At 61.3% G+C, this 17,703-nt stretch carries 19 protein-coding genes; 10 read left to right on the forward strand and 9 right to left on the reverse strand.

Annotation, left to right across the window (positions count from 1 at the left end; translation table 11 throughout):
* The first annotated feature begins 86 nt into the window (after positions 1–86).
* From AB4O35_RS19620 to AB4O35_RS19635, 4 genes are all read left to right on the forward strand, one after another.
* A complete protein-coding gene (locus AB4O35_RS19620; RefSeq protein WP_065873221.1) occupies positions 87–1,028 on the forward strand; it encodes a LysR family transcriptional regulator in 942 nt (313 codons plus the stop codon).
* A gap of 92 nt (positions 1,029–1,120) precedes the next feature.
* A complete protein-coding gene (locus AB4O35_RS19625; protein WP_065873220.1) occupies positions 1,121–1,639 on the forward strand; it encodes a sigma-70 family RNA polymerase sigma factor in 519 nt (172 codons plus the stop codon).
* Positions 1,636–2,544, forward strand: coding sequence for a FecR domain-containing protein (locus AB4O35_RS19630; RefSeq protein WP_065873219.1), 909 nt, complete (start codon positions 1,636–1,638; stop codon positions 2,542–2,544). The genes AB4O35_RS19625 and AB4O35_RS19630 overlap by 4 nt, the downstream gene beginning before the upstream one ends.
* Before the next feature lie 280 nt (positions 2,545–2,824).
* Positions 2,825–3,040, forward strand: a complete 216-nt coding sequence (locus AB4O35_RS19635; protein ID WP_003173733.1) for a TOBE domain-containing protein — start codon at positions 2,825–2,827, stop codon at positions 3,038–3,040.
* A gap of 525 nt (positions 3,041–3,565) precedes the next feature.
* Here the strand turns inward: AB4O35_RS19635 and AB4O35_RS19640 are convergent.
* From AB4O35_RS19640 to AB4O35_RS19655, 4 genes are read right to left on the reverse strand one after another with little or no spacing between them, the layout of a single operon-like run.
* Positions 3,566–4,717, reverse strand: a complete 1,152-nt coding sequence (locus AB4O35_RS19640) for a MalY/PatB family protein (protein WP_065945999.1) — start codon at positions 4,715–4,717, stop codon at positions 3,566–3,568.
* A 59-nt stretch (positions 4,718–4,776) separates the two neighbouring features.
* Complete coding sequence (locus AB4O35_RS19645; RefSeq protein WP_065873217.1) at positions 4,777–5,370, reverse strand: FMN-dependent NADH-azoreductase; 594 nt, start codon at positions 5,368–5,370, stop codon at positions 4,777–4,779.
* Positions 5,367–5,807: a GNAT family N-acetyltransferase gene (locus tag AB4O35_RS19650; RefSeq protein WP_065873216.1), complete on the reverse strand. Its 441-nt coding sequence runs from the start codon at positions 5,805–5,807 to the stop codon at positions 5,367–5,369. The genes AB4O35_RS19645 and AB4O35_RS19650 overlap by 4 nt, the downstream gene beginning before the upstream one ends.
* On the reverse strand, positions 5,800–6,276 hold the full coding sequence (locus tag AB4O35_RS19655) for a carboxymuconolactone decarboxylase family protein (RefSeq protein WP_065873215.1): 477 nt from the start codon (positions 6,274–6,276) through the stop codon (positions 5,800–5,802). Before AB4O35_RS19655 ends, AB4O35_RS19650 begins: the two co-directional genes overlap by 8 nt.
* Positions 6,277–6,406: 130 nt before the next feature.
* Between AB4O35_RS19655 and pdxR the strand changes: the two genes are divergently transcribed.
* The 3 genes from pdxR (at position 6,407) to AB4O35_RS19670 (ending at position 10,607) form a co-directional block, all read left to right on the forward strand.
* The gene (gene pdxR / locus AB4O35_RS19660) at positions 6,407–7,786 is read left to right on the forward strand and encodes a MocR-like pyridoxine biosynthesis transcription factor PdxR (protein WP_065945998.1); all 1,380 of its coding nucleotides are present in this window, start codon (positions 6,407–6,409) and stop codon (positions 7,784–7,786) included.
* Between the two features lie 122 nt (positions 7,787–7,908).
* Positions 7,909–9,633 (forward strand): gamma-glutamyltransferase, encoded by a 1,725-nt coding sequence (ggt, locus tag AB4O35_RS19665; protein WP_065945997.1) that lies wholly within the window; start codon positions 7,909–7,911, stop codon positions 9,631–9,633.
* Between the two features lie 179 nt (positions 9,634–9,812).
* Complete coding sequence (locus tag AB4O35_RS19670) at positions 9,813–10,607, forward strand: exodeoxyribonuclease III (protein ID WP_065945996.1); 795 nt, start codon at positions 9,813–9,815, stop codon at positions 10,605–10,607.
* A 9-nt stretch (positions 10,608–10,616) separates the two neighbouring features.
* Here the strand turns inward: AB4O35_RS19670 and AB4O35_RS19675 are convergent, their stop codons facing one another.
* The 3 genes from AB4O35_RS19675 to AB4O35_RS19685 form a co-directional block, all read right to left on the reverse strand.
* Entirely contained in the window at positions 10,617–11,144 is a 528-nt protein-coding gene (locus AB4O35_RS19675; RefSeq protein ID WP_065945995.1) for an AAA family ATPase, read from the reverse strand.
* Positions 11,141–11,704: a nicotinamide riboside transporter PnuC gene (gene pnuC / locus AB4O35_RS19680; RefSeq protein ID WP_049708513.1), complete on the reverse strand. Its 564-nt coding sequence runs from the start codon at positions 11,702–11,704 to the stop codon at positions 11,141–11,143. Before pnuC ends, AB4O35_RS19675 begins: the two co-directional genes overlap by 4 nt.
* Positions 11,705–11,908: 204 nt before the next feature.
* Positions 11,909–13,543, reverse strand: coding sequence for a methyl-accepting chemotaxis protein (locus tag AB4O35_RS19685; RefSeq protein WP_065873210.1), 1,635 nt, complete (start codon positions 13,541–13,543; stop codon positions 11,909–11,911).
* A 219-nt stretch (positions 13,544–13,762) separates the two neighbouring features.
* On the opposite strand from AB4O35_RS19685, the gene AB4O35_RS19690 reads away from it, so the two are divergent.
* A complete protein-coding gene (locus AB4O35_RS19690) occupies positions 13,763–14,593 on the forward strand; it encodes an undecaprenyl-diphosphate phosphatase (protein WP_065873209.1) in 831 nt (276 codons plus the stop codon).
* The gene (locus AB4O35_RS19695) at positions 14,590–14,973 is read left to right on the forward strand and encodes a DUF1294 domain-containing protein (RefSeq protein ID WP_065880453.1); all 384 of its coding nucleotides are present in this window, start codon (positions 14,590–14,592) and stop codon (positions 14,971–14,973) included. Before AB4O35_RS19690 ends, AB4O35_RS19695 begins: the two co-directional genes overlap by 4 nt.
* Before the next feature lie 506 nt (positions 14,974–15,479).
* On the opposite strand, the gene AB4O35_RS19700 is transcribed toward AB4O35_RS19695, so the two are convergent.
* Both AB4O35_RS19700 and AB4O35_RS19705 read right to left on the reverse strand, forming a co-directional pair.
* Complete coding sequence (locus tag AB4O35_RS19700; RefSeq protein WP_065873207.1) at positions 15,480–15,836, reverse strand: MmcQ/YjbR family DNA-binding protein; 357 nt, start codon at positions 15,834–15,836, stop codon at positions 15,480–15,482.
* Positions 15,833–16,741, reverse strand: coding sequence for a LysR substrate-binding domain-containing protein (locus AB4O35_RS19705; protein ID WP_065873206.1), 909 nt, complete (start codon positions 16,739–16,741; stop codon positions 15,833–15,835). The genes AB4O35_RS19700 and AB4O35_RS19705 overlap by 4 nt, the downstream gene beginning before the upstream one ends.
* A 124-nt stretch (positions 16,742–16,865) precedes the next feature.
* Here AB4O35_RS19705 and AB4O35_RS19710 point away from each other — a divergent pair, with 124 nt between their 5' ends.
* On the forward strand, positions 16,866–17,477 hold the full coding sequence (locus tag AB4O35_RS19710) for an FMN-dependent NADH-azoreductase (protein ID WP_065880454.1): 612 nt from the start codon (positions 16,866–16,868) through the stop codon (positions 17,475–17,477).
* The last annotated feature ends 226 nt before the right edge of the window (positions 17,478–17,703 follow it).

Consider the following 17,703-nt stretch of genomic DNA (forward strand, 5'->3'; position numbering starts at 1 on the left):
CGGACTGTACGGCGGGCGAGCAATGCGCTACAAATCGAATCTCGCTTACAACTGATAACCTCAGGGTATCGATAAAAAGGAAATTGATGAGTAGTCCGCCGATCTCCCGCAGCCTGTTCAACCGCCTGCGCTACAAGCATTTGCATATGCTCGTTGCGCTGAGTTCCAGCCAGAACCTGCACCGTGCGTCCCAGGCGCTGAACATGTCGCAGCCGGCCGCCACGCGCATGCTGCGTGAGATCGAGGACATGTTTGCCTGCGACCTTTTCGAGCGTTTGCCCAGGGGCATGCGCCCGACGGCGCTGGGCCAGGAGTTGATCCGCTTTGCCGAATCAGCCTTGAGCGGGCTGGACCGTTGCGCCGAAGACTTGATGGCACGCCAGCAGGGCGGCTATGGCTACCTGTCGATCGGCACCATCATGGGCGCCGCACCGGACCTGGTGATGGACTCCATCGCGCAGATCAAATCCCTGAACCCGCAACTGCGTATCCGCATCATGGGTGACACCAGCGACCAGGTGATCCAACTGCTTGAGCAGGGTCGCATCGACCTGGCGATCTCGCGGCGCAACGCCGCCACTGACAGCGAGCATTACAGCTTCGAACCCCTGGGCAACGAGCGCTTGCTGGTGGTGGTGCATGCGGGCCATCCCCTGGCTCAGCGTGAACACGTGCCCTTGGAGGAATTGGTGCGTGACTGGCCGTGGATCCTGCAACCGCAAACCAGCCCGGCGCGTATCGGCTTCGACCAGGCGCTGCAGGACCTGGCGCTGCCGAGCCCGGCGGACATTATCGAATGCAGCTCGGTGTACTCCATGCAGCAGTTGATCCAGCTGACCGATGCGGTGATGGTGCTGTCAGAAAGCGCGCTGCGTGATTACCTGAAGATGGGTTTGGTGGTGGCGTTGCCGGTAGCCCTGGAGGTGCGGCTGGCGCCGTTTGGCATGCTATTGCGCAAAGGCGAGGTGGTGAGCCGTGAATTGGGGTTGTTTATCGACTTGCTGCGGCAGAAAGCCGCCACGCTCTAAACGCATTGTTGAAAAGGGCATGGTGTGTCGGCGCGATATTAAATAGAATGAATCTCATTTGAGACTCACTCGCGCCGCGCAGGTCGCTCGCCATGAATGATGCTGTTGTACCGACCCACGCCCCCGAACTGACCTTGTCGAGCCTGTACCGCGACCATCGCAGCTGGCTCGAAAGTTGGCTGCGCCGGCGGCTGGGCAATGCCTGGGATGCCGCGGACCTGAGCCAGGATACGTTTTTGCGTGTGCTCGCCAGCGCCCAGCCGATTGCGCAGATGCAGGAGCCGCGGGCGTACCTGGTGACCGTCGGCAAGCGCCTGCTGGTGAATTTTCATCAGCGGCGCAGCCTTGAACAGGCTTATCTGACTGCCTTGGCGAACCTGCCGGAAGCGTGCGTGCCATCGCCCGAGCAGCGCTGGTTGGTGTTGGAGACGCTGCAAGCCTTGGATGAATTACTCGACGGCTTGCCGGTGCTGGTCCGCCGCGCCTTCCTCTGGAGCCAACTGGAAGGGTTGGGCTACCGCGAGATCGCCGAGCGCCTCGACGTGTCCGAACGCACGGTAAAACGCTACATGGCCCAAGCCTACGAGCACTGCCTGGTGGTGGACCTGTGAGCCGCGACGTCGCCCGCGCCGCTGCTCAGTGGTTGGCGCTGCTCGAATCCGGCGCGGCCACCGAGCGTGATCACGCCGCGTTGCAGCATTGGCGTGACAGCCATCCCCAACACGAACAGACCTGGCAGAAGGCCCAAACCCTGCGCCAGCGTTTCAGCGACTTGCCCCAGGCCCTGGCGATGGCCAGCCTCGATCGCCCACAACCGGGGCGACGCGCTGTGCTCAAGCGTGCCTTGGGGATCGCGGCATTGGTGCCGACTGCCTGGCTGGTCAGCCGCCAATTGCCCATCGAGGTATGGCGCGCCGACCTGCATACCGCCACCGGTGAGCGCAAACGCCTGCCATTGGCCGACGGCGGCAGCTTGCAACTCAATACCGCGACGGCAGTGGACATGGACCTGGCGCAGCGCCGCATCACCTTGGTGGACGGTGAGTTGGCGCTGAATGTACCAGGCGCGGCGGCGATGACCGTGCACACCCGATACGGCGAGTTGAGGGTCAGCCAGGCCGACGTGTGTGTGCGGCAACTGGCCGCCGGCTGTCGGGTGTCGGTGCTCAAGGGCTCGGTTGAAGTACGCGACCTGAACGGGCAAATGACGACCTTGCAGGCGGGCCAGCAAGCCCCCCTGAACGCCAGTGGGCTGGCCGCCTGGGCGTCGTTCGATGTGTTGCAGTTGGGCTGGCGCGAGGGGGTGTTGACGGCGCAGAACCAACCGTTGGGGGATTTTCTGCGGGAGCTGGAGCGCTATCGCCCAGGGGTGTTGCGCTGGGATTCACGCCTGGAGCGTTTGCGGGTGACAGGCAGTTTTCGTCTGGACGACACGGACCGAATCCTCAACCTATTGGCCTCGACGCTGGGGTTCGAGGTGCAGGCGCGGACGCGGTATTGGGTCACACTGAGTTAAGTGTGGGAGCTGTTTCAATTCAAATCGCATGGGCGCGTTGCAGCTCGTTCAAGCACAGCGCCTTCAGCTGCGCCAGCACCGGATCACGCCGATTCGCTGGCGCTCGGCGGCTACGGAGGTTGGCAAATGGTTGAAGTGCTGTTGGCAGGGCAACAATCTGCATATATCTTAATCGTATAAATAAAGAGATATATATTCTTTTTAATGTGGTCGGCAATGGCGCATTTTGAGGGCCTGCGCATTCGTGCGGATTGACCCAACAGCCAAAAGGAAAGCCGACATGACCATTAAAGCGATCAACGTGCGCAATCAGTTCAAGGGTGTGATCAAGGAAATTCTGCTGGGGGAAGTGGTGTCGGAAATCGACGTGCAAACGGCGTCCGGTATCGTCACTTCGGTGATCACTACCCGTTCGGTACGTGATCTGGAATTGAAAGTGGGCAGTGAGGTGATTGCCTTTGTGAAGTCCACTGAAGTGTCCATCGCTAAGCTTTGACGATCCACTCATCGCCGCATAGGTGCGCCTGTGGCGAGGGAGCTTGCTCCCGTGGCGGCCTGATAGTCGCCCAAGCTTTATCAGTTGTAAATGAGGTTCAAATGTGGGAGCTGGCTTGCCTGCGATGGCTAGGTTGTAGGCGCTAGAGATATTGGGTCGGAGTACATATCCATTCCTGCGGTAACGGCCTCCTAAGGTTCCGCCCTTACGGCGGCTCACTTTTGGAGAGGCCCAAAAGTAAGCAAAAGGCCTTCGCCCCACCACTCGGTGTCTCGCCTAGGCTCGACATGCCCTCACTCCGGCTTGAATCCGTGGGCCGCCGCGATGGGCCATCCTTGGCCCAGCGCGGCTAACCCGGCGTCCTGCCGGGTTACCCACGGATTCAAGCCTGCGTTCGGCCAGCGTGGTTGACGGGGCGCCTGAGATCAAGATCAAGATCAAAAGCAGAGCAGAGCAGAGCAAAGCAGATCAAAAGCTGAGCAGATTACGGCTCATCGCCGGCAAGTTGGCTCAGGTTTGGGTGAGTCAGGCCTGGCGTTGGCGTAGCGCCTGCTCCATACGCTGCAAACCTTCTTCCAGCATCGATCGTGGGCAGCCGAAGTTTAGGCGTACGAATTGCTGGCTGTCGTCACCGAATTCGATCCCTGCGCTCAAGCCTACCTTGCCTTGCTCCAGGAAGAATTGTTGCGGGTCATCCAGGCCCAGGGCGCTGCAATCCAGCCAGGCCAGGTAGGTGCCTTGCGGTGCATGCATCACCACACCGGGTAGGCGGGTTTGCACGGCGTCGAGCAGGTAGTCACGGTTGGCTTGCAGGTATTGCACCAGCGCGTCGAGCCATTCACCGCACTGGCTGTAGGCGGCGCGGGTGGCTTCCAGGCCGAGGGGGCTGACGCTGTCGACCATGCCGCAACGGGCCGCGTTGAAGCGCTCGCGGATCTCGGCGTTCTGGACCACCGCGAAGCAGGTCTTCAAACCCGCCACGTTGTAGGCCTTGCTGGCCGACATCAGGGTGATGGTGCGCTGGGCGATCTCATCGCTGAGGCTGGCGGTGGGGATATGGCGGCGGCCGTCAAAGCACAGCTCGGCGTGGATTTCATCGGAGATGATCAGTGCGCCGTTTGCCAGGCAGGCATTGGCCACGGCGAGCAGTTCTTCGCGCGGGAAGACTTTGCCAATGGGGTTGTGCGGGTTGCTCAGCAGCAGAGCACCCGCGCCGGCCAGCGCATCGCGCAGGGCGGGCAGTGGCGTGAGGTATTCAGTGTCGATCAGTTCGAAAGGGACTTCGATGCGCGGCAGGTTCCAGTGTCCTGGGGCCAGGCGGATCGGCCGATAGTTCGGGGTTTGCAGCACCACCGGCTGGCCCGGCTGTACAAACGCGTGCAGCGCCATGTTGAAACCCGGTTCGACGCCGGGCAGGAACAGCAGCTCATCCGGTTGTACGCGCCAAGCGTATTTGGCCCACAGGTCGGCAACGATCGCCTCGCGCACATCCGGGCCGGCGACGCTGTAGCCGAGGACCTGCTGGTCAAGACGTGCATGCAGCGCCTGCAGCACGGCGGGGGGCGCGGCGATGTCCATGTCGGCGATCCACATCGGCAAAACGTCCTGCGGGTAGCGGTTCCACTTGGTGCTGCCGGTGCCGAGGCGTGGGTGGATCGTGTCGAAATCAAAGCTCATGGGGGGCTCGTATCAGGAAGTCAGGCGCAAGAATGGCGCTGATTCTAGCGCCATTATTTTTATAGGCCAGAGCTGATTGCCGCGGACAATTGCTGATGCGCCTGTTCCAGCGCGCGGTTGACCGCTTCCGCGCCGCGCACCATGGCCGGTAAATACACGAAGTCGACTGACTGAATGCCCACGGTAGACAGGATCGCGGTCATGTACGGCGTGAGAAAGTCCGGCTCATGGCCCTTGCGGGCGTTACCCGAACTGACCAGCACAAAGGTGCGTCGGTCCTTCAGCAAGCCGACTTTTTCAAACTGCTCATTCAGCGTAAAGCTGCGTTGGATGCGCACCACGTGGTCGATCCAGGCCTTCAGCGCCGCCGGCACGGTGAAGTTATGCACCGGCGTGCAGAGGATCAGCAGGTCGCAGGCTTCGAGTTCCAGGATCAACTGTTCCGACAGCGCGGTCGCGCTGCCGCTGAGTCCGCCGGGGGTGGTCAGCGCGTTAGCGTATTCACGGGTCAAGGGCGGCAGCGCCTGGCGGCCATAGTCGCGCTCGGTCACCTGCGCGTCCGGCACCACGTCGCGTAACAGTGCGCGGGACAGTTTGAAGCTCTGCGCGGCTTTGCCGTGGGGGCTGAAACTGAGGAGCAGGGCGTGGGTCATTGGCTCAAATCCTGGGAAAAGTGCATGCCCAGGGGCAGCAGGCCCTGGCGGAAATAAAAACGCTGGGCCAGGGCCATGTGCATGCCGGTGTCCAGCACCAGCCAGCGATAGCCACGCGCGCGGGTTTCTTCGCGCACGCGATCCAGCAGGTGTTCACCCAGCCGGCGACGCTGCAATGCGGCGTCTATCACCAGGTCATCCACGTAGATAAAGCGGCCATACAGGGTGTTTTCGGTCAACCGGTAGCCGGCCAGCCCAATCACCTGGCCGTTTTCGCGTGCAGCCAGCAGGCGATAGCCGTTTTGCCGTTGGCGCTGGATTTGCGCGGCAAAGGCGGTGGCGTCGGTGAGGTGCGGGCGCAGCTGTTGCATCACTGCGAAGCTGGCAATGAAATCGGCCTGGGTTTCCATCTGTACGCATTCGACGTGTTCATTCATGGCCTTGGTTCTCCAGGTGCGCCTTGATCGCTGCCGGCACTTTGCGGAAGCTGATCGCAACGCGGTTAAGCGCGTTCATCAACGAAATGGCCAGGGTGAGATCGGCGACTTCCTTCTCACTGAACACCGCCGCGACCTCTGTGTAATCCGCATCCGGCACTTGGGTTTGCGCCACGGAAGTGACCACTTCGGCCCAGGCCAGGGCGGCACGCTCACGCGGGGAAAAGAGCGGGAGCCCTTCGCGCCAAGCGGCCAGCAGCATGATTTTTTCCAGGCTCACGCCCTGTTTGAGCAAGTCGCGGGAGTGGCTGTCCAGGCAATAGGCGCAGCCATTGAGTTGCGAGACCCGCAGGTACACCAGGTCGATCAGTTCTTTCTCCAGGCCGCAGGCATGGATGTAGCTGTGCACCGCGCCCAGGGCTTTGTAGCCGACAGGGGCGGCCTGGGCGTAATCGAGGCGGTGTTTCATGGGCAATCCTTTGTTCGGTCAGGGATGCGCCATTGTCGTGGGGGTGAACGGGGGCCGACAGGGGCATGATTGGACAAGTGGGTTGGGACATGATCAGACTTCGGCCTGTCTTCCCGTCGAGCCACTTGTGATGTCGTCACTGCCCAAATACCAGGAAATCTACCGGCGCTTTCGCCAAGCCATCGACCAGGGCCAATTGCGCCCCGGTGAGCGCGTGCCGTCGGTGCGGGCGCTGGCCCAGGAGCTCAAGGTGGCGCGCGGTACGGTGGAGACGGCGTACCAGCTATTGGTCAGCGAGGGCTTCTTTGAGGCGCGCGGGCAAGCGGGAACGGTGATCGCCGAGGCGTTGCCGCCGATGTCGGTCAAGCCAACACCGGTTGCGTTGCCAGGCACTTCAGGGCCGCGTCCGCTGCAGATGGGCCTGCCTGCTTTGGACGCGTTCCCGCGCAAGCTGTGGGCACGGTTGGTCACCCAGCAAGTGCGCCGCACTGACGCCGACAGCTTGGCGATGGGTGATGTGCGTGGCGCCCAGGCCTTGCGCGTGGCGATCGCGAGTTACCTGGCGTTGTATCGGGGCGTGGAGTGCTCGCCACAGCAGGTATTTGTGTGCGCCGGGTATGCGGGGTGCCTGACGTTGGTGTGTGACGCGCTGGCGATGGCGGGGCAACGCTGCTGGTTTGAAGACCCTGGATATTTGCATGCGCGGCAATTGCTGGAGCATCACGGTGTGGAACTGGTGCCGGTGCCGGTGGATCGCGATGGCCTGGATGTCGAGCAAGGCATGGTGCGCGAGCGCGAGGCGCGACTGGCGATTGTCACCCCGGCGCATCAGAGCCCTTTAGGTGTGGCGTTGAGCCCGGCGCGCCGGCAGGCCTTGCTGGAGTGGGCACGGGCGCAAGGCAGTTGGGTGGTAGAGGATGATTACGACAGTGAGTTTCGCTATCGCGGCCAGCCGCTGGCAGCGCTCAAGAGCCAGGATGTGGATGATCGGGTGATCTATGCCGGGAGCTTCAGCAAAATGCTGTTCCCGGGGTTGCGGTTGGGGTATCTGGTGGTGCCCGTGTCGTTGGTCGAGGTGTTTGAGCGGGGTGCCCATGCGTTGCAGCAGCGCAGCGCGCAGTTGTTGCAGCTGACGGCGGCGGATTTTCTGGAGCAGGGGCATTTCACCCGGCATCTGAAGAAAATGCGGCAGTTGTATGCGCAACGAAGGGGGTATTTGGTGGAGGCGTTGCGGGTGCATTGCGCAGCGTTTTTGCGGGTGGATGAGCAGGCGGGCGGGATTAACTTGTTGGCGCGGTTGGTGGTGGATGTGCCGGATCGGGCTGTGGCTGAGGCGGCTGATCGTGCGGGGTTGGCAGTTCAAGCGTTGTCATCGTGGACGCTCGAGGTGGGGCGGGGGCAGGGGTTGATGATGGGATTTACCAATGTCGCGACGGCTCAGGAAGCGAAGGACTTGGCGTTGGTTCTGCGCAGCGTTCTCGCCGAATGTGCCGGCCTGAGCACGCGATAGAACATGGGGTTTTTCAGGTCCGTTCTGTGACCGACAGGTTCTGTAATAAAAACGCCATTGCGCTGGGGATTAAATCCGCAACGGGCTATTTTGGTGCATCTCAATAACCAGAGTAGCCATGGATGAAATACCAACCCTTCAGCCGTACCTTGATTGCCACCGCCCTGGTGTTGACGGTCAGTGGTGTGCAAGCCGCGTCCCAGGCCCCGGTGGCCGGTGAAAATGGCATGGTGGTAACGGCCCAGCATCTGGCAACTCATGTGGGCGTGGATGTGCTCAAGGCCGGCGGCAACGCGGTCGATGCGGCCGTCGCCGTGGGCTATGCGCTGGCCGTGGTATACCCGGCGGCGGGCAACCTGGGCGGTGGCGGTTTCATGACCGTGCAACTGGCTGACGGGCGCAAGACCTTCCTCGATTTTCGCGAAAAAGCGCCGTTGGCAGCCACCGCCAATATGTACCTGGACAAGGACGGCAACGTCGTCGAAGGCCTCAGCGCCAAGGGCCACTTGGCCGTTGGCGTACCCGGCACTGTCTCGGGCATGGAGCTGGCCCTGAGCAAATACGGCACCCTCAAGCGTGCCCAGGTCCTCGCCCCGGCGATCAAGCTGGCGGAAAACGGCTTTGCCCTGGAGCAGGGTGATATCGACCTGCTGCATACCGCTACCGGTGAGTTTGAAAAAGACAAGGACATGCGCGGAATCTTCCTGCATAACGGCCAGCCGCTGCAGGTGGGCCAGAAGCTGGTGCAGAAAGACCTGGCCAAGACCCTCAAGGAAATCTCGGCCAAGGGCAGTGACGGTTTCTATAAAGGTTGGGTTGCCAAGGCCCTGGTGGATTCCAGCCAGGCTGGCAAAGGCATCATCACCCAGGCAGATCTCGACAAATATAAAACCCGCGAGCTGGCGCCCATCGAGTGCGACTACCGTGGCTACCACGTCGTTTCGGCACCGCCGCCGAGCTCCGGTGGCGTGGTGATCTGCCAGATCATGAACATCCTCGAAGGCTTCCCGATGGCCGACCTGGGCTATCACTCGGCCCAAGGCCTGCATTACCAGATCGAAGCGATGCGCCACGCCTATGTGGACCGTAACAGCTACCTCGGTGACCCGGATTTCGTAAAGAACCCGATCGAGCACCTGCTGGACAAAAACTACGCGACGAAACTGCGTGACGCGATTGATCCGCAGAAGGCCGGTGATTCCCAGGCGATCAAGCCGGGTGTATCGCCCCATGAAGGCAATAACACCACCCACTATTCCATCGTCGACAAGTGGGGTAACGCGGTGTCGGTCACCTACACCCTCAACGACTGGTTCGGTGCGGGCGTGATGGCGAGCAAGACCGGGGTGATCCTCAACGATGAAATGGACGACTTCACCGTCAAGGTCGGCGTGCCGAACATGTACGGGCTGGTCCAGGGTGAAGCCAACGCCATTGCACCGGGCAAGGCGCCGCTGTCGTCGATGAGCCCGACCATCGTGACCAAGGATGGCAAGGCGGTGATGGTAGTGGGTACGCCAGGTGGCAGCCGCATCATTACCGCGACCTTGCTGACCATCCTGAATGTGATCGACTACAAGATGAACATCCAGGAAGCCGTGGACGCGCCGCGTTTCCACCAGCAGTGGATGCCTGAGACGACTAACCTGGAGACCTTCGCGGTCAGCCCGGACACCCAGAAGATCCTCGAAAGCTGGGGCCACAAGTTTGCAGGTCCCCAGGACGCCAACCACTTGGCGGCGATCCTCGTGGGCGCTCCATCCCTGGGTGGCAAGCCGGTGGGGAATAACCGCTTCTATGGGGCGAATGACCCGCGTCGCAACACGGGGCTATCCCTCGGCTATTGAGGCCTGACGCAATCCAAATGTGGGAGTTGGCTTGCCTGCGATGCAGGCGATTCGGTAGATCAGGCTGACCCGGTTGATGCTATCGCAGGCAAGCCAGCTCCCACACTTGGAGCCATGCTGGACGGAACATCTGCACACCTTCCAGGCTCTACCCCAAGAGCCCTGGAAGGACCCGCCCCATGAAAGCGCTGAAAATCGCAACCTTCAACATCAACGGTATTCGTGCCCGGCTGCCTAACCTGCTGCAATGGCTGGAACGGGACCAACCGGACATCGTCTGCCTGCAGGAACTCAAGGCGCCTGAAAGCCTGTTCCCCTACGCCGAATTTGAAGCGGCCGGTTACGGTGCGATCTGCCTGGGGCAGGCGTCCTGGAACGGGGTGGCGATTTTGGCGCGGGACGCTCAGCCATTGGAGAGCCGGCGCGGTTTGCCGGGCGATGACAGTGACACGCAAAGCCGCTATATCGAAGCCGCCGTGCATGGCGTATTGGTCGGCTGCCTGTATTTACCCAATGGCAACCCGCAACCCGGGCCGAAATTCGACTACAAGCTGGCGTGGTTCGAGCGGCTGATCGACTACGCAGCGGCGCTGCAAGCCAGTGAACATCCGGTGCTGCTGGCTGGGGATTTCAATGTGGTGCCCACGGACCTGGACATCTACAACCCGCGCTCCTGGCTCAAGGACGCGCTGCTGCAACCGCAAAGCCGTGACGCTTACCAACGCCTGCTGGAACAAGGCTGGACCGATGCGCTACGCCATTTGTATCCCGATGAGCGGGTCTACACCTACTGGGATTACTTCCGCCAGCACTGGCAGAAAAATGCTGGCCTGCGCATCGATCATGTGCTGCTCAACACCGCGCTTACACCCTATCTGAAGGGCGCGGGCGTCGACGCGTGGGTGCGCAACGAGCCTCACGCCAGCGACCATGCGCCGACGTGGATACAACTGGGTACACGCAAAAAGCGCTGATATCGCGGATCAGTTCGAGGCCAGCAAGTGCGTGACGGCGTCGAAGGCTGTGTGACGGCGTTGCTCCCAGTCGCCCCCCATGGCCACCACCGGTTGCTGATGCTGGTGCATCCAATCCAGGCTGGCTTGGTAAAACGCTTGGCGATCCGCCAGTTCCGGTTGGCAGCGTTGGCCGTCGGCGGTCCATTCCACATCATCCGGCGAGAGCAGCAGGTGCAGGTCGTAATGCCGTGCCAGCAGTTCGCTGTCCAGCCACGCCGGGTAGTCGCCGAACAGGGTTTGGCTCCAGAGTCTGTTGGTCAGCAAATGCGTATCGAGGATCAACAGCTCAGGCTGTTCGGCGCGGGCAGCATCCTCCCAGGCCAGTTGGCCGCGGGCGATGGCCGGGATATCGGCCAAGGTGGTATCACGTTGATGATGGTCGATGAAATGGCGCACATATTCACCGACCATCAGCCCGCCGAAGTGCGCTTGCAGTTCAGCCGCCAGCCAGCTCTTGCCGCTGGATTCGGGACCCGCCAGTACCACCACTTTCATGCGTGCAACGCCGGGTCGGCGCGCCATTCACGCCAGCCTTGCACGGCGATCACGGTGAACAGCGCGTACAGCGCGGCGGTGAGGTACAAGCCTTTGTAGAGGAACAGCCCGACGAAGATCACGTCCACCACAATCCACAAGGCCCAGCACTGCACACGTTTCTGCGCCATCCACATTTGCGCCACCAGGCTGAAACCGGTGAGCGCGGCGTCGAGCCAGGGTTGGGCGGCGTCGGTCCAGTGGGCCATGGCGGCGCCGAGCAGCAGGCTGCCGACGGCGCCGACCGTGAGGCTGGCCATGATTGCCGGCACACCCAGGCTGGTGACCTGGCGCCCTTGCTTGACCTGGCCGGCGCGGGTCCACTGCCACCAGCCGTAGACCTGCAGGGCGGCGTAAACCACCTGCAGCAGCATGTCGGAATAGAGTTTCACGTCGTAGAACACCCAGGTGTAAAGCAGCACCATGACCAGCCCGATCGGCCAGCACCAAGGGTTTTGCTTGACCGTCAGCCACACAGCGATCACCCCCAGGGCAGCGGCAAACAGTTCAAGCCCGGACATGGTGGTTCCTTGTGAGAGTGGGAGAGGGCGGGGATTGTAACGAAAGAAGATTGGCGTAGGAATTGGCTTGTAGTGAGCGGGCTTGCCCCGCGCTGGGCTGCGTAGCAGCCCCAATAAGAACACCGCATTCTGTCAGACAGAGCGCGGCGACTGGTTTGGGGCGGCTGCGCCACCCAGCGCGGGGCAAGCCCGCTCGTCACGGGACTAGACTTTGAACTGGCGCAAGAGGCCGTCGAGTTGATCGCTCAGGCCGCGCAAGTGCGCACTTGCTACGCTCGACTGTTCCGCCGCCAACGCCGTGCTGTGGGACAAACCGGCGGCCTGGGTGACGTTCTGGTTGATGTCTTCCACCACATGCGCCTGCTGCAGCGTGGCGCTGGCAATCGACGCGTTCAGACCGTTGAGGTTGTGCAGGGCCTGGCCGATGGCGGTCAGGCTGGCGCCGGCCTGGCCGGCTTGCTCGATGGTCAGTTGCGAAGCGCTGTGGCTGTCGCTGATCACTTTGACCGCCGCTTCCGAATGGCCTTGCAGGCGCTCGATCATGCCCTGGATCTCAGCCGTGGATTTTTGCGTGCGCTGAGCCAGCAGGCGCACTTCATCGGCCACCACCGCAAAGCCGCGGCCTTGTTCGCCAGCGCGTGCCGCTTCAATCGCCGCGTTCAAGGCCAGCAGGTTGGTTTGGTCGGCGATGGAACGGATGACCTCGAGCACGCTGCCGATCTGGGTACTTTCAGCGGACAGGGTACGAATCACTTCCACGGCCTGGCTGATGGTGTTGGACAGTTGGTCGATCTGTTGCAGGCTGCCGTCGATATTGACCTGGCCTTGCTGCGCCTGGGCCTGCGCGTCGCGCATTTCGCTGGCGGCGTGTTCAGCGTTCTTGGCCACGTCCTGCACGCCGTAGGTGACTTCATTGATGGCGGTGGCCACCAGTTCCATCTGCTGGGACTGTTGCTGGCTGCGGTCATGGGCCTGGGTCGCATTGTTGCCCAGCTCCTGTGAGGACTGGCCCAGCGCGTTGGCGCATACCTGCAACTGGCTCACCACCTCGCGCAACTTGGCGGTGAAGGTGTTGAAGTGATGGGCCAATTGGGTGACTTCGTCCCTGCCGTGGGTGTCGAGGCTGCGGGTCAGGTCGCTTTCGCCGCTGGCAATGTTGCCCATGGCGTTCACCGCGTCCTGCAACGGCCGCACGATGCTGCGGGCAATCAGTGAGACCAGCAACGCCATCACCAGCGCAATGCCGAGGCCGATAAACGAGGCCTTCCAGACCTGGGTGCTGAATTCGGCCTGCACATCATCCACGTACACACCGGAACCGATAATCCAGCCCCACGGCTGGAACAGTTGGATGTAAGAAGTTTTCGCCACTGGCGCGTCGGCCCCAGGCTTCGGCCAGCGATAGTTGACGATGCCGGCGCCCTTGGCCTTGGCCAGGATCACGAACTCGTTGAACACGGCAAACCCGTCAGGGTCACGAATGGCCGACAGGTTCTGGCCATCGAGCTTGGGGTTGGCCGGGTGCATGATCATCACCGGCGTGAGGTCGTTGATCCAGAAATAGTCGTCATGGTCGTAGCGCAAGCCACGCACCACGCTCAGGGCCTGTTTCTGCGCGGCTTCGCGGGTCATCACGCCAGTCGTCTCGAGGCTGTGATAAAACGTCAGGATCCCGCTGGCGGCCTGGACCACGTGTTGGGTCTGTAGGCGCTTGGCCTGGTACAAGTCGTCATGGATCTGCTTGAGCATCAGCAAACCCAGGGCCAACAGCATCAGCACGGCGACTATCAGGATCAGCCAGAGGCGCCGGCTGATCGACATATTGCGCAAACTGTTCATCGTCCTGTCACTCCGGGCTTTTTATAATTGTGGGCGTTGCATCGACTTTTCCGCCTTGTCTGATAGGCTTTCGGCCTGTATTCGGAAAACCTGAGTACTGTCTGATTTTTCACAGGATTTTTGCGGGTTGGGGGTAAAACCCAGCATCGTGTCTTGTCGTCAGTGAACCATTAAAAAGATCAACGAGGCTTGCCATAGAGCAAGACCTTTGGGGGAAGCATGGATTTTTGGACCGCCATACAGGCATTGATTCTTGGCGTTGTGGAGGGGCTTACCGAGTTCCTGCCGATTTCCAGCACTGGCCACCAGATCATCGTCGCCGACTTGCTCGACTTTACCGGCGACCGTTTCAACGCGTTCAACATCATCATTCAACTGGGCGCCATCCTGGCCGTGGTGTGGGAATTCCGTGGCAAGATTTTCGAAGTGGTCAGCGGCCTGCCGACCCAGCGCAAGGCCCAGCGGTTCACCGTCAACCTGCTGATTGCGTTCTTCCCGGCCGTGGTGTTGGGGGTGATTTTCGCCGACCTGATTCATCATTACCTGTTCAACCCGGTCACCGTAGCCACGGCGCTGGTGGTGGGCGGCGTCATCATGCTGTGGGCCGAGCGCCGCGAGCACGAAGTACACGCCGAGACCGTCGATGACATCACCTGGAAAGACGCGCTCAAGGTCGGCCTGGCGCAGTGCCTGGCGATGATTCCGGGCACGTCGCGGTCCGGCTCGACCATTATCGGTGGCCTGTTGTTCGGCCTGTCGCGCAAGACCGCCACCGAGTTCTCGTTCTTCCTGGCGATGCCGACCATGGTGGGTGCGGCGGTGTATTCGGGCTACAAGTACCGTGACCTGTTCCAGCCTGCGGACTTGCCGGTGTTCGCCATCGGCTTTGTGACCTCGTTCATCTTCGCGATGATTGCGGTCAAGGGCTTGCTCAAATTCATCGCCAGCCACAGCTATGCAGCGTTTGCCTGGTACCGCATTGCGTTTGGCTTGCTGATCCTGGCGACCTGGCAATTCGGCTGGATCGACTGGGCTGCGGCCAAGGCATGATGATTCAGCATCCACGCTTGAAGGCAGCGCTCTTCGTGCTGCTGTGCGCGGCGCCGCTGTTGGGTTCGGTATTGGTGTGGCAGCGCGGCGAGACCGTGATCCCGCTGGCGGCGTATGGCGTGGTCAGCGTGATTGCGTTTTTCCTGTATTGGAGCGACAAGCGCAAGGCGCGCACTGACAGTTGGCGTACGCCGGAGAATATCCTGCATGCCGTGGAACTGGCGGGCGGTTGGCCGGGGGCGTTGATTGCCCAGCAGGTGTTCCGGCACAAGACGCGCAAGGTGTCTTATCAGGTGCTGTTTTGGGTGATTGTGTTGCTGCACGAGGTGTTTTGGCTGGATCAGCTGTTTTTGGGTGGGACACTGGTTTCGGTGCTTTAGGCTTGGGTATCTGGTACTACGCCAGACCTGTGGCGAGGGAGCTTGCTCTCGTGGCGGCCTGATAGTCGCTCGAGCCCTATCAGGTGTAAATGAAGTTCAAATGTGGGAGCTGGCTTGCCTGCGATGGCTATGTGTCAGGCGCTAGAGTTTTCTGGTTGGGGTACATATCCGTTGCTGCGGTCACGGCCACTTAGGGTTCCGCCCTTACGGCGGCTCACTTTGGAAAAGCCCCAAAGTAAGCAAAGGGCTCTTGCCCCCCCACTCGGCACCTCGCCTAGGCTCGGTGTGCCCTCACTCCGGCTTGAATCCGTGGGCCGCCGCGATGGGCCATCCTTGGCCCAGCGCGGCTAACCCGGCGTCCTGCCGGGTTACCCACGGATTCAAGCCTGCGTTCGGCCAGCGTGGTTGACGGGGCGCCTGAGATCAAGATCAAGATCAAAAGCAAAGCAGAGCAAATTAAAAGCAGAGCAGCCGATAGTCACTTAGATAACTAGGGTGCTTTTGCGTCAATCATCCAGCAACAGCCCGACCTGCGTGCGCTTGGGCAACTTGCTGACCACCAACTGGTGGGACCGCTGCAACAAGTCACGCAGTTCATCGGCCCCAAGCGGGTAGGGCGTGTTCATGATGATCCACTGCGCGCGGGCCAGATACGGCGCCGGGTGGATGCCTGGGCGGTCCACATGGCCGAGGAACAGTTCCTTATCGACCTTGAACGCCAGCGATTCACCGCGCAGGTTCTGCAGGGCGAACATCTTGTTGCCGGCAATCGAGAACACACGCACACCGCCCCATTTATAGTCCTCCCGCGCACCGGGCAGGCTCAGGCAGAAGCTGGCGACGTGTTCTTCGGTCATCCTCATAGCAAGCGGTCTCCACAGCCTTTGAAGCCCTCTTCCAGGTAGTCGATCCAGGCACGTATCGCCGGCAGCACGCCGCGCCGATGCGGGTAAACCGCCTGCAGCCAGCCGCCCGGCAACGACCATTCAGGCAACAATTGCACCAATCGGCCGCTGGCCAGCTCTTCTTCGCAATACATCATCGGTAACACGGTAAAACCCACGCCCATGATGGCGCTGGCTTTACGCACAATGAAGTCTTCGATGCCCAGGCGGGCCTCCATCACCAGTTCGTGAGGGGTGCCCTGTGGGTCGAGGATACGTTGATGCACCATGCGGTCTGCCTCCAGTGCGCCGAGTATGGGCAGTTGCCTGAGGTCGTCGAGGCTGTTGACCCGGCGCTCGCGCACGAATTCGGGACTGGCGACCAGCACGGTCTGGGCCTGGCGCAAGCGTTTGGTCACCAGTAGCGGGTCTTCATCACCGAGTTCACGCACGCGCAAAGCCACATCGATACCTTCCGCCACCAGGTCGACACGGCGATTGACCAGGGTCATTTCCAACTGCACCTGGGGGTGGGCAGCGAGAAAGCCCGCGACCAGCTCCGGCAGAATATGCTGCGCCATGCCCACCGGGCAGCTGACCCGCAGCCGACCACGGGGTTCGCTGGACATGCTGGCCACGGCCTCATCGGCCATTTCCGCTTCCAGCAGCATGGCCTGGCAGTGGCGCAGGTAGCGCTCGCCGACGGCGGTGAGGGTCAATTGGCGGGTGGTGCGTTGCAGCAGGCGCGCGCCCAGGCGTTCTTCCAGCTCGGCGATGCGCCGCGACAGCCGCGACTTGGGAATTCCCAGCAATCGCCCGGCCGCCGCGAAGCCACCGGCTTCCACGACTTTGGCGAAATAATAGAGGTCGTTGAGGTCTTGCATGGTCAGCCTATTGTCCTGTCAGTGGGACGAACTATCGCATTTAAGCTGCCTTGTCGGCTATTGGTTTCATGCGTAGCATCACCACCATCTGATCGCCCCTGACGATCCTAACCGGAGATCCCACATGAAACTCTTGCATATCGATTCCAGCATTCTCGGCGACAACTCGGCGTCCCGTCAGCTCAGCGCGGGTGTGGTCAAGGCCTGGCAAGCGGCGGAGCCGGGTGTGGAAGTGACTTACCGTGACCTGGCGGCCGAAGGCATCAACCACTTCTCCGGCGCGACCCTGGGCGCCCTGGGCACCCCGGCCGAACAGCGCAACGCCGCCCAGCAACAAGAAGCCGACCTCAGCGCAAAGACACTGGCTGAATTCCTCGCCGCGGATGCCGTGGTACTGGCTGCGCCCATGTACAACTTCACCATCCCGACTCAATTGAAAGCCTGGATCGACCGCATCGCCGTCGCCGGCCAGACTTTCCGTTACACCGAAGCCGGCCCGGAAGGCCTGTGCGGCAACAAGAAGGTCATCATCGTATCGACGTCGGGCGGCCTGCACGTCGGCCAAGCCACCGGTGTAGCCCACGAAGAATATCTGAAAGTGCTGCTGGGTTTCCTTGGCATCACCGACATCGAGTTCGTCCGCGCCCATGGCCTGGCGTATGGTGATGAGTTCCGTAGCAAATCCCTGAGCGACGCCAACGTACTCATCAACGAACAATTGTTTGCCGCCGCGTAAAGCTTATGTAAAACAGCACGTTTCCCCGTTTCAATCTGAAGCGGTGCGTCTAAACTCTGTATTCTGATCGCCTCAAAACGACCGGAATATGGAGTTTTTTCGTTTACCCGCTGTCATTACTCTGGCCCAGGTTATGCACGCATTGGGTTATCACCCGGTGCGAGCGCCTTGAACCATGGACTTTTCAACCAGATATGCCGCGGATGTTGAACGTGGGCACACAGCA

Source organism: Pseudomonas sp. H1_A03 (genome assembly GCF_054685145.1).

Bases quoted from the DNA above. Each gene is read 5' to 3' on its own strand.
- AB4O35_RS19640 (WP_065945999.1), bottom strand. From the start codon at position 4,717: ATGAGCTTTGATTTCGACACGATCCACCCACGCCTCGGCACCGGCAGC.
- AB4O35_RS19695 (WP_065880453.1), top strand. From the start codon at position 14,590: ATGATGATTCAGCATCCACGCTTGAAGGCAGCGCTCTTCGTGCTGCTG.
- AB4O35_RS19625 (WP_065873220.1), top strand. From the start codon at position 1,121: ATGAATGATGCTGTTGTACCGACCCACGCCCCCGAACTGACCTTGTCG.
- AB4O35_RS19635 (WP_003173733.1), top strand. From the start codon at position 2,825: ATGACCATTAAAGCGATCAACGTGCGCAATCAGTTCAAGGGTGTGATC.
- AB4O35_RS19650 (WP_065873216.1), bottom strand. From the start codon at position 5,807: ATGAATGAACACGTCGAATGCGTACAGATGGAAACCCAGGCCGATTTC.
- AB4O35_RS19655 (WP_065873215.1), bottom strand. From the start codon at position 6,276: ATGAAACACCGCCTCGATTACGCCCAGGCCGCCCCTGTCGGCTACAAA.
- pdxR (WP_065945998.1), top strand. From the start codon at position 6,407: ATGTCGTCACTGCCCAAATACCAGGAAATCTACCGGCGCTTTCGCCAA.
- AB4O35_RS19700 (WP_065873207.1), bottom strand. From the start codon at position 15,836: ATGAGGATGACCGAAGAACACGTCGCCAGCTTCTGCCTGAGCCTGCCC.
- AB4O35_RS19645 (WP_065873217.1), bottom strand. From the start codon at position 5,370: ATGACCCACGCCCTGCTCCTCAGTTTCAGCCCCCACGGCAAAGCCGCG.
- AB4O35_RS19620 (WP_065873221.1), top strand. From the start codon at position 87: ATGAGTAGTCCGCCGATCTCCCGCAGCCTGTTCAACCGCCTGCGCTAC.
- AB4O35_RS19690 (WP_065873209.1), top strand. From the start codon at position 13,763: ATGGATTTTTGGACCGCCATACAGGCATTGATTCTTGGCGTTGTGGAG.
- AB4O35_RS19670 (WP_065945996.1), top strand. From the start codon at position 9,813: ATGAAAGCGCTGAAAATCGCAACCTTCAACATCAACGGTATTCGTGCC.
- AB4O35_RS19710 (WP_065880454.1), top strand. From the start codon at position 16,866: ATGAAACTCTTGCATATCGATTCCAGCATTCTCGGCGACAACTCGGCG.
- AB4O35_RS19705 (WP_065873206.1), bottom strand. From the start codon at position 16,741: ATGCAAGACCTCAACGACCTCTATTATTTCGCCAAAGTCGTGGAAGCC.
- ggt (WP_065945997.1), top strand. From the start codon at position 7,909: ATGAAATACCAACCCTTCAGCCGTACCTTGATTGCCACCGCCCTGGTG.
- AB4O35_RS19685 (WP_065873210.1), bottom strand. From the start codon at position 13,543: ATGAACAGTTTGCGCAATATGTCGATCAGCCGGCGCCTCTGGCTGATC.
- AB4O35_RS19675 (WP_065945995.1), bottom strand. From the start codon at position 11,144: ATGAAAGTGGTGGTACTGGCGGGTCCCGAATCCAGCGGCAAGAGCTGG.
- pnuC (WP_049708513.1), bottom strand. From the start codon at position 11,704: ATGTCCGGGCTTGAACTGTTTGCCGCTGCCCTGGGGGTGATCGCTGTG.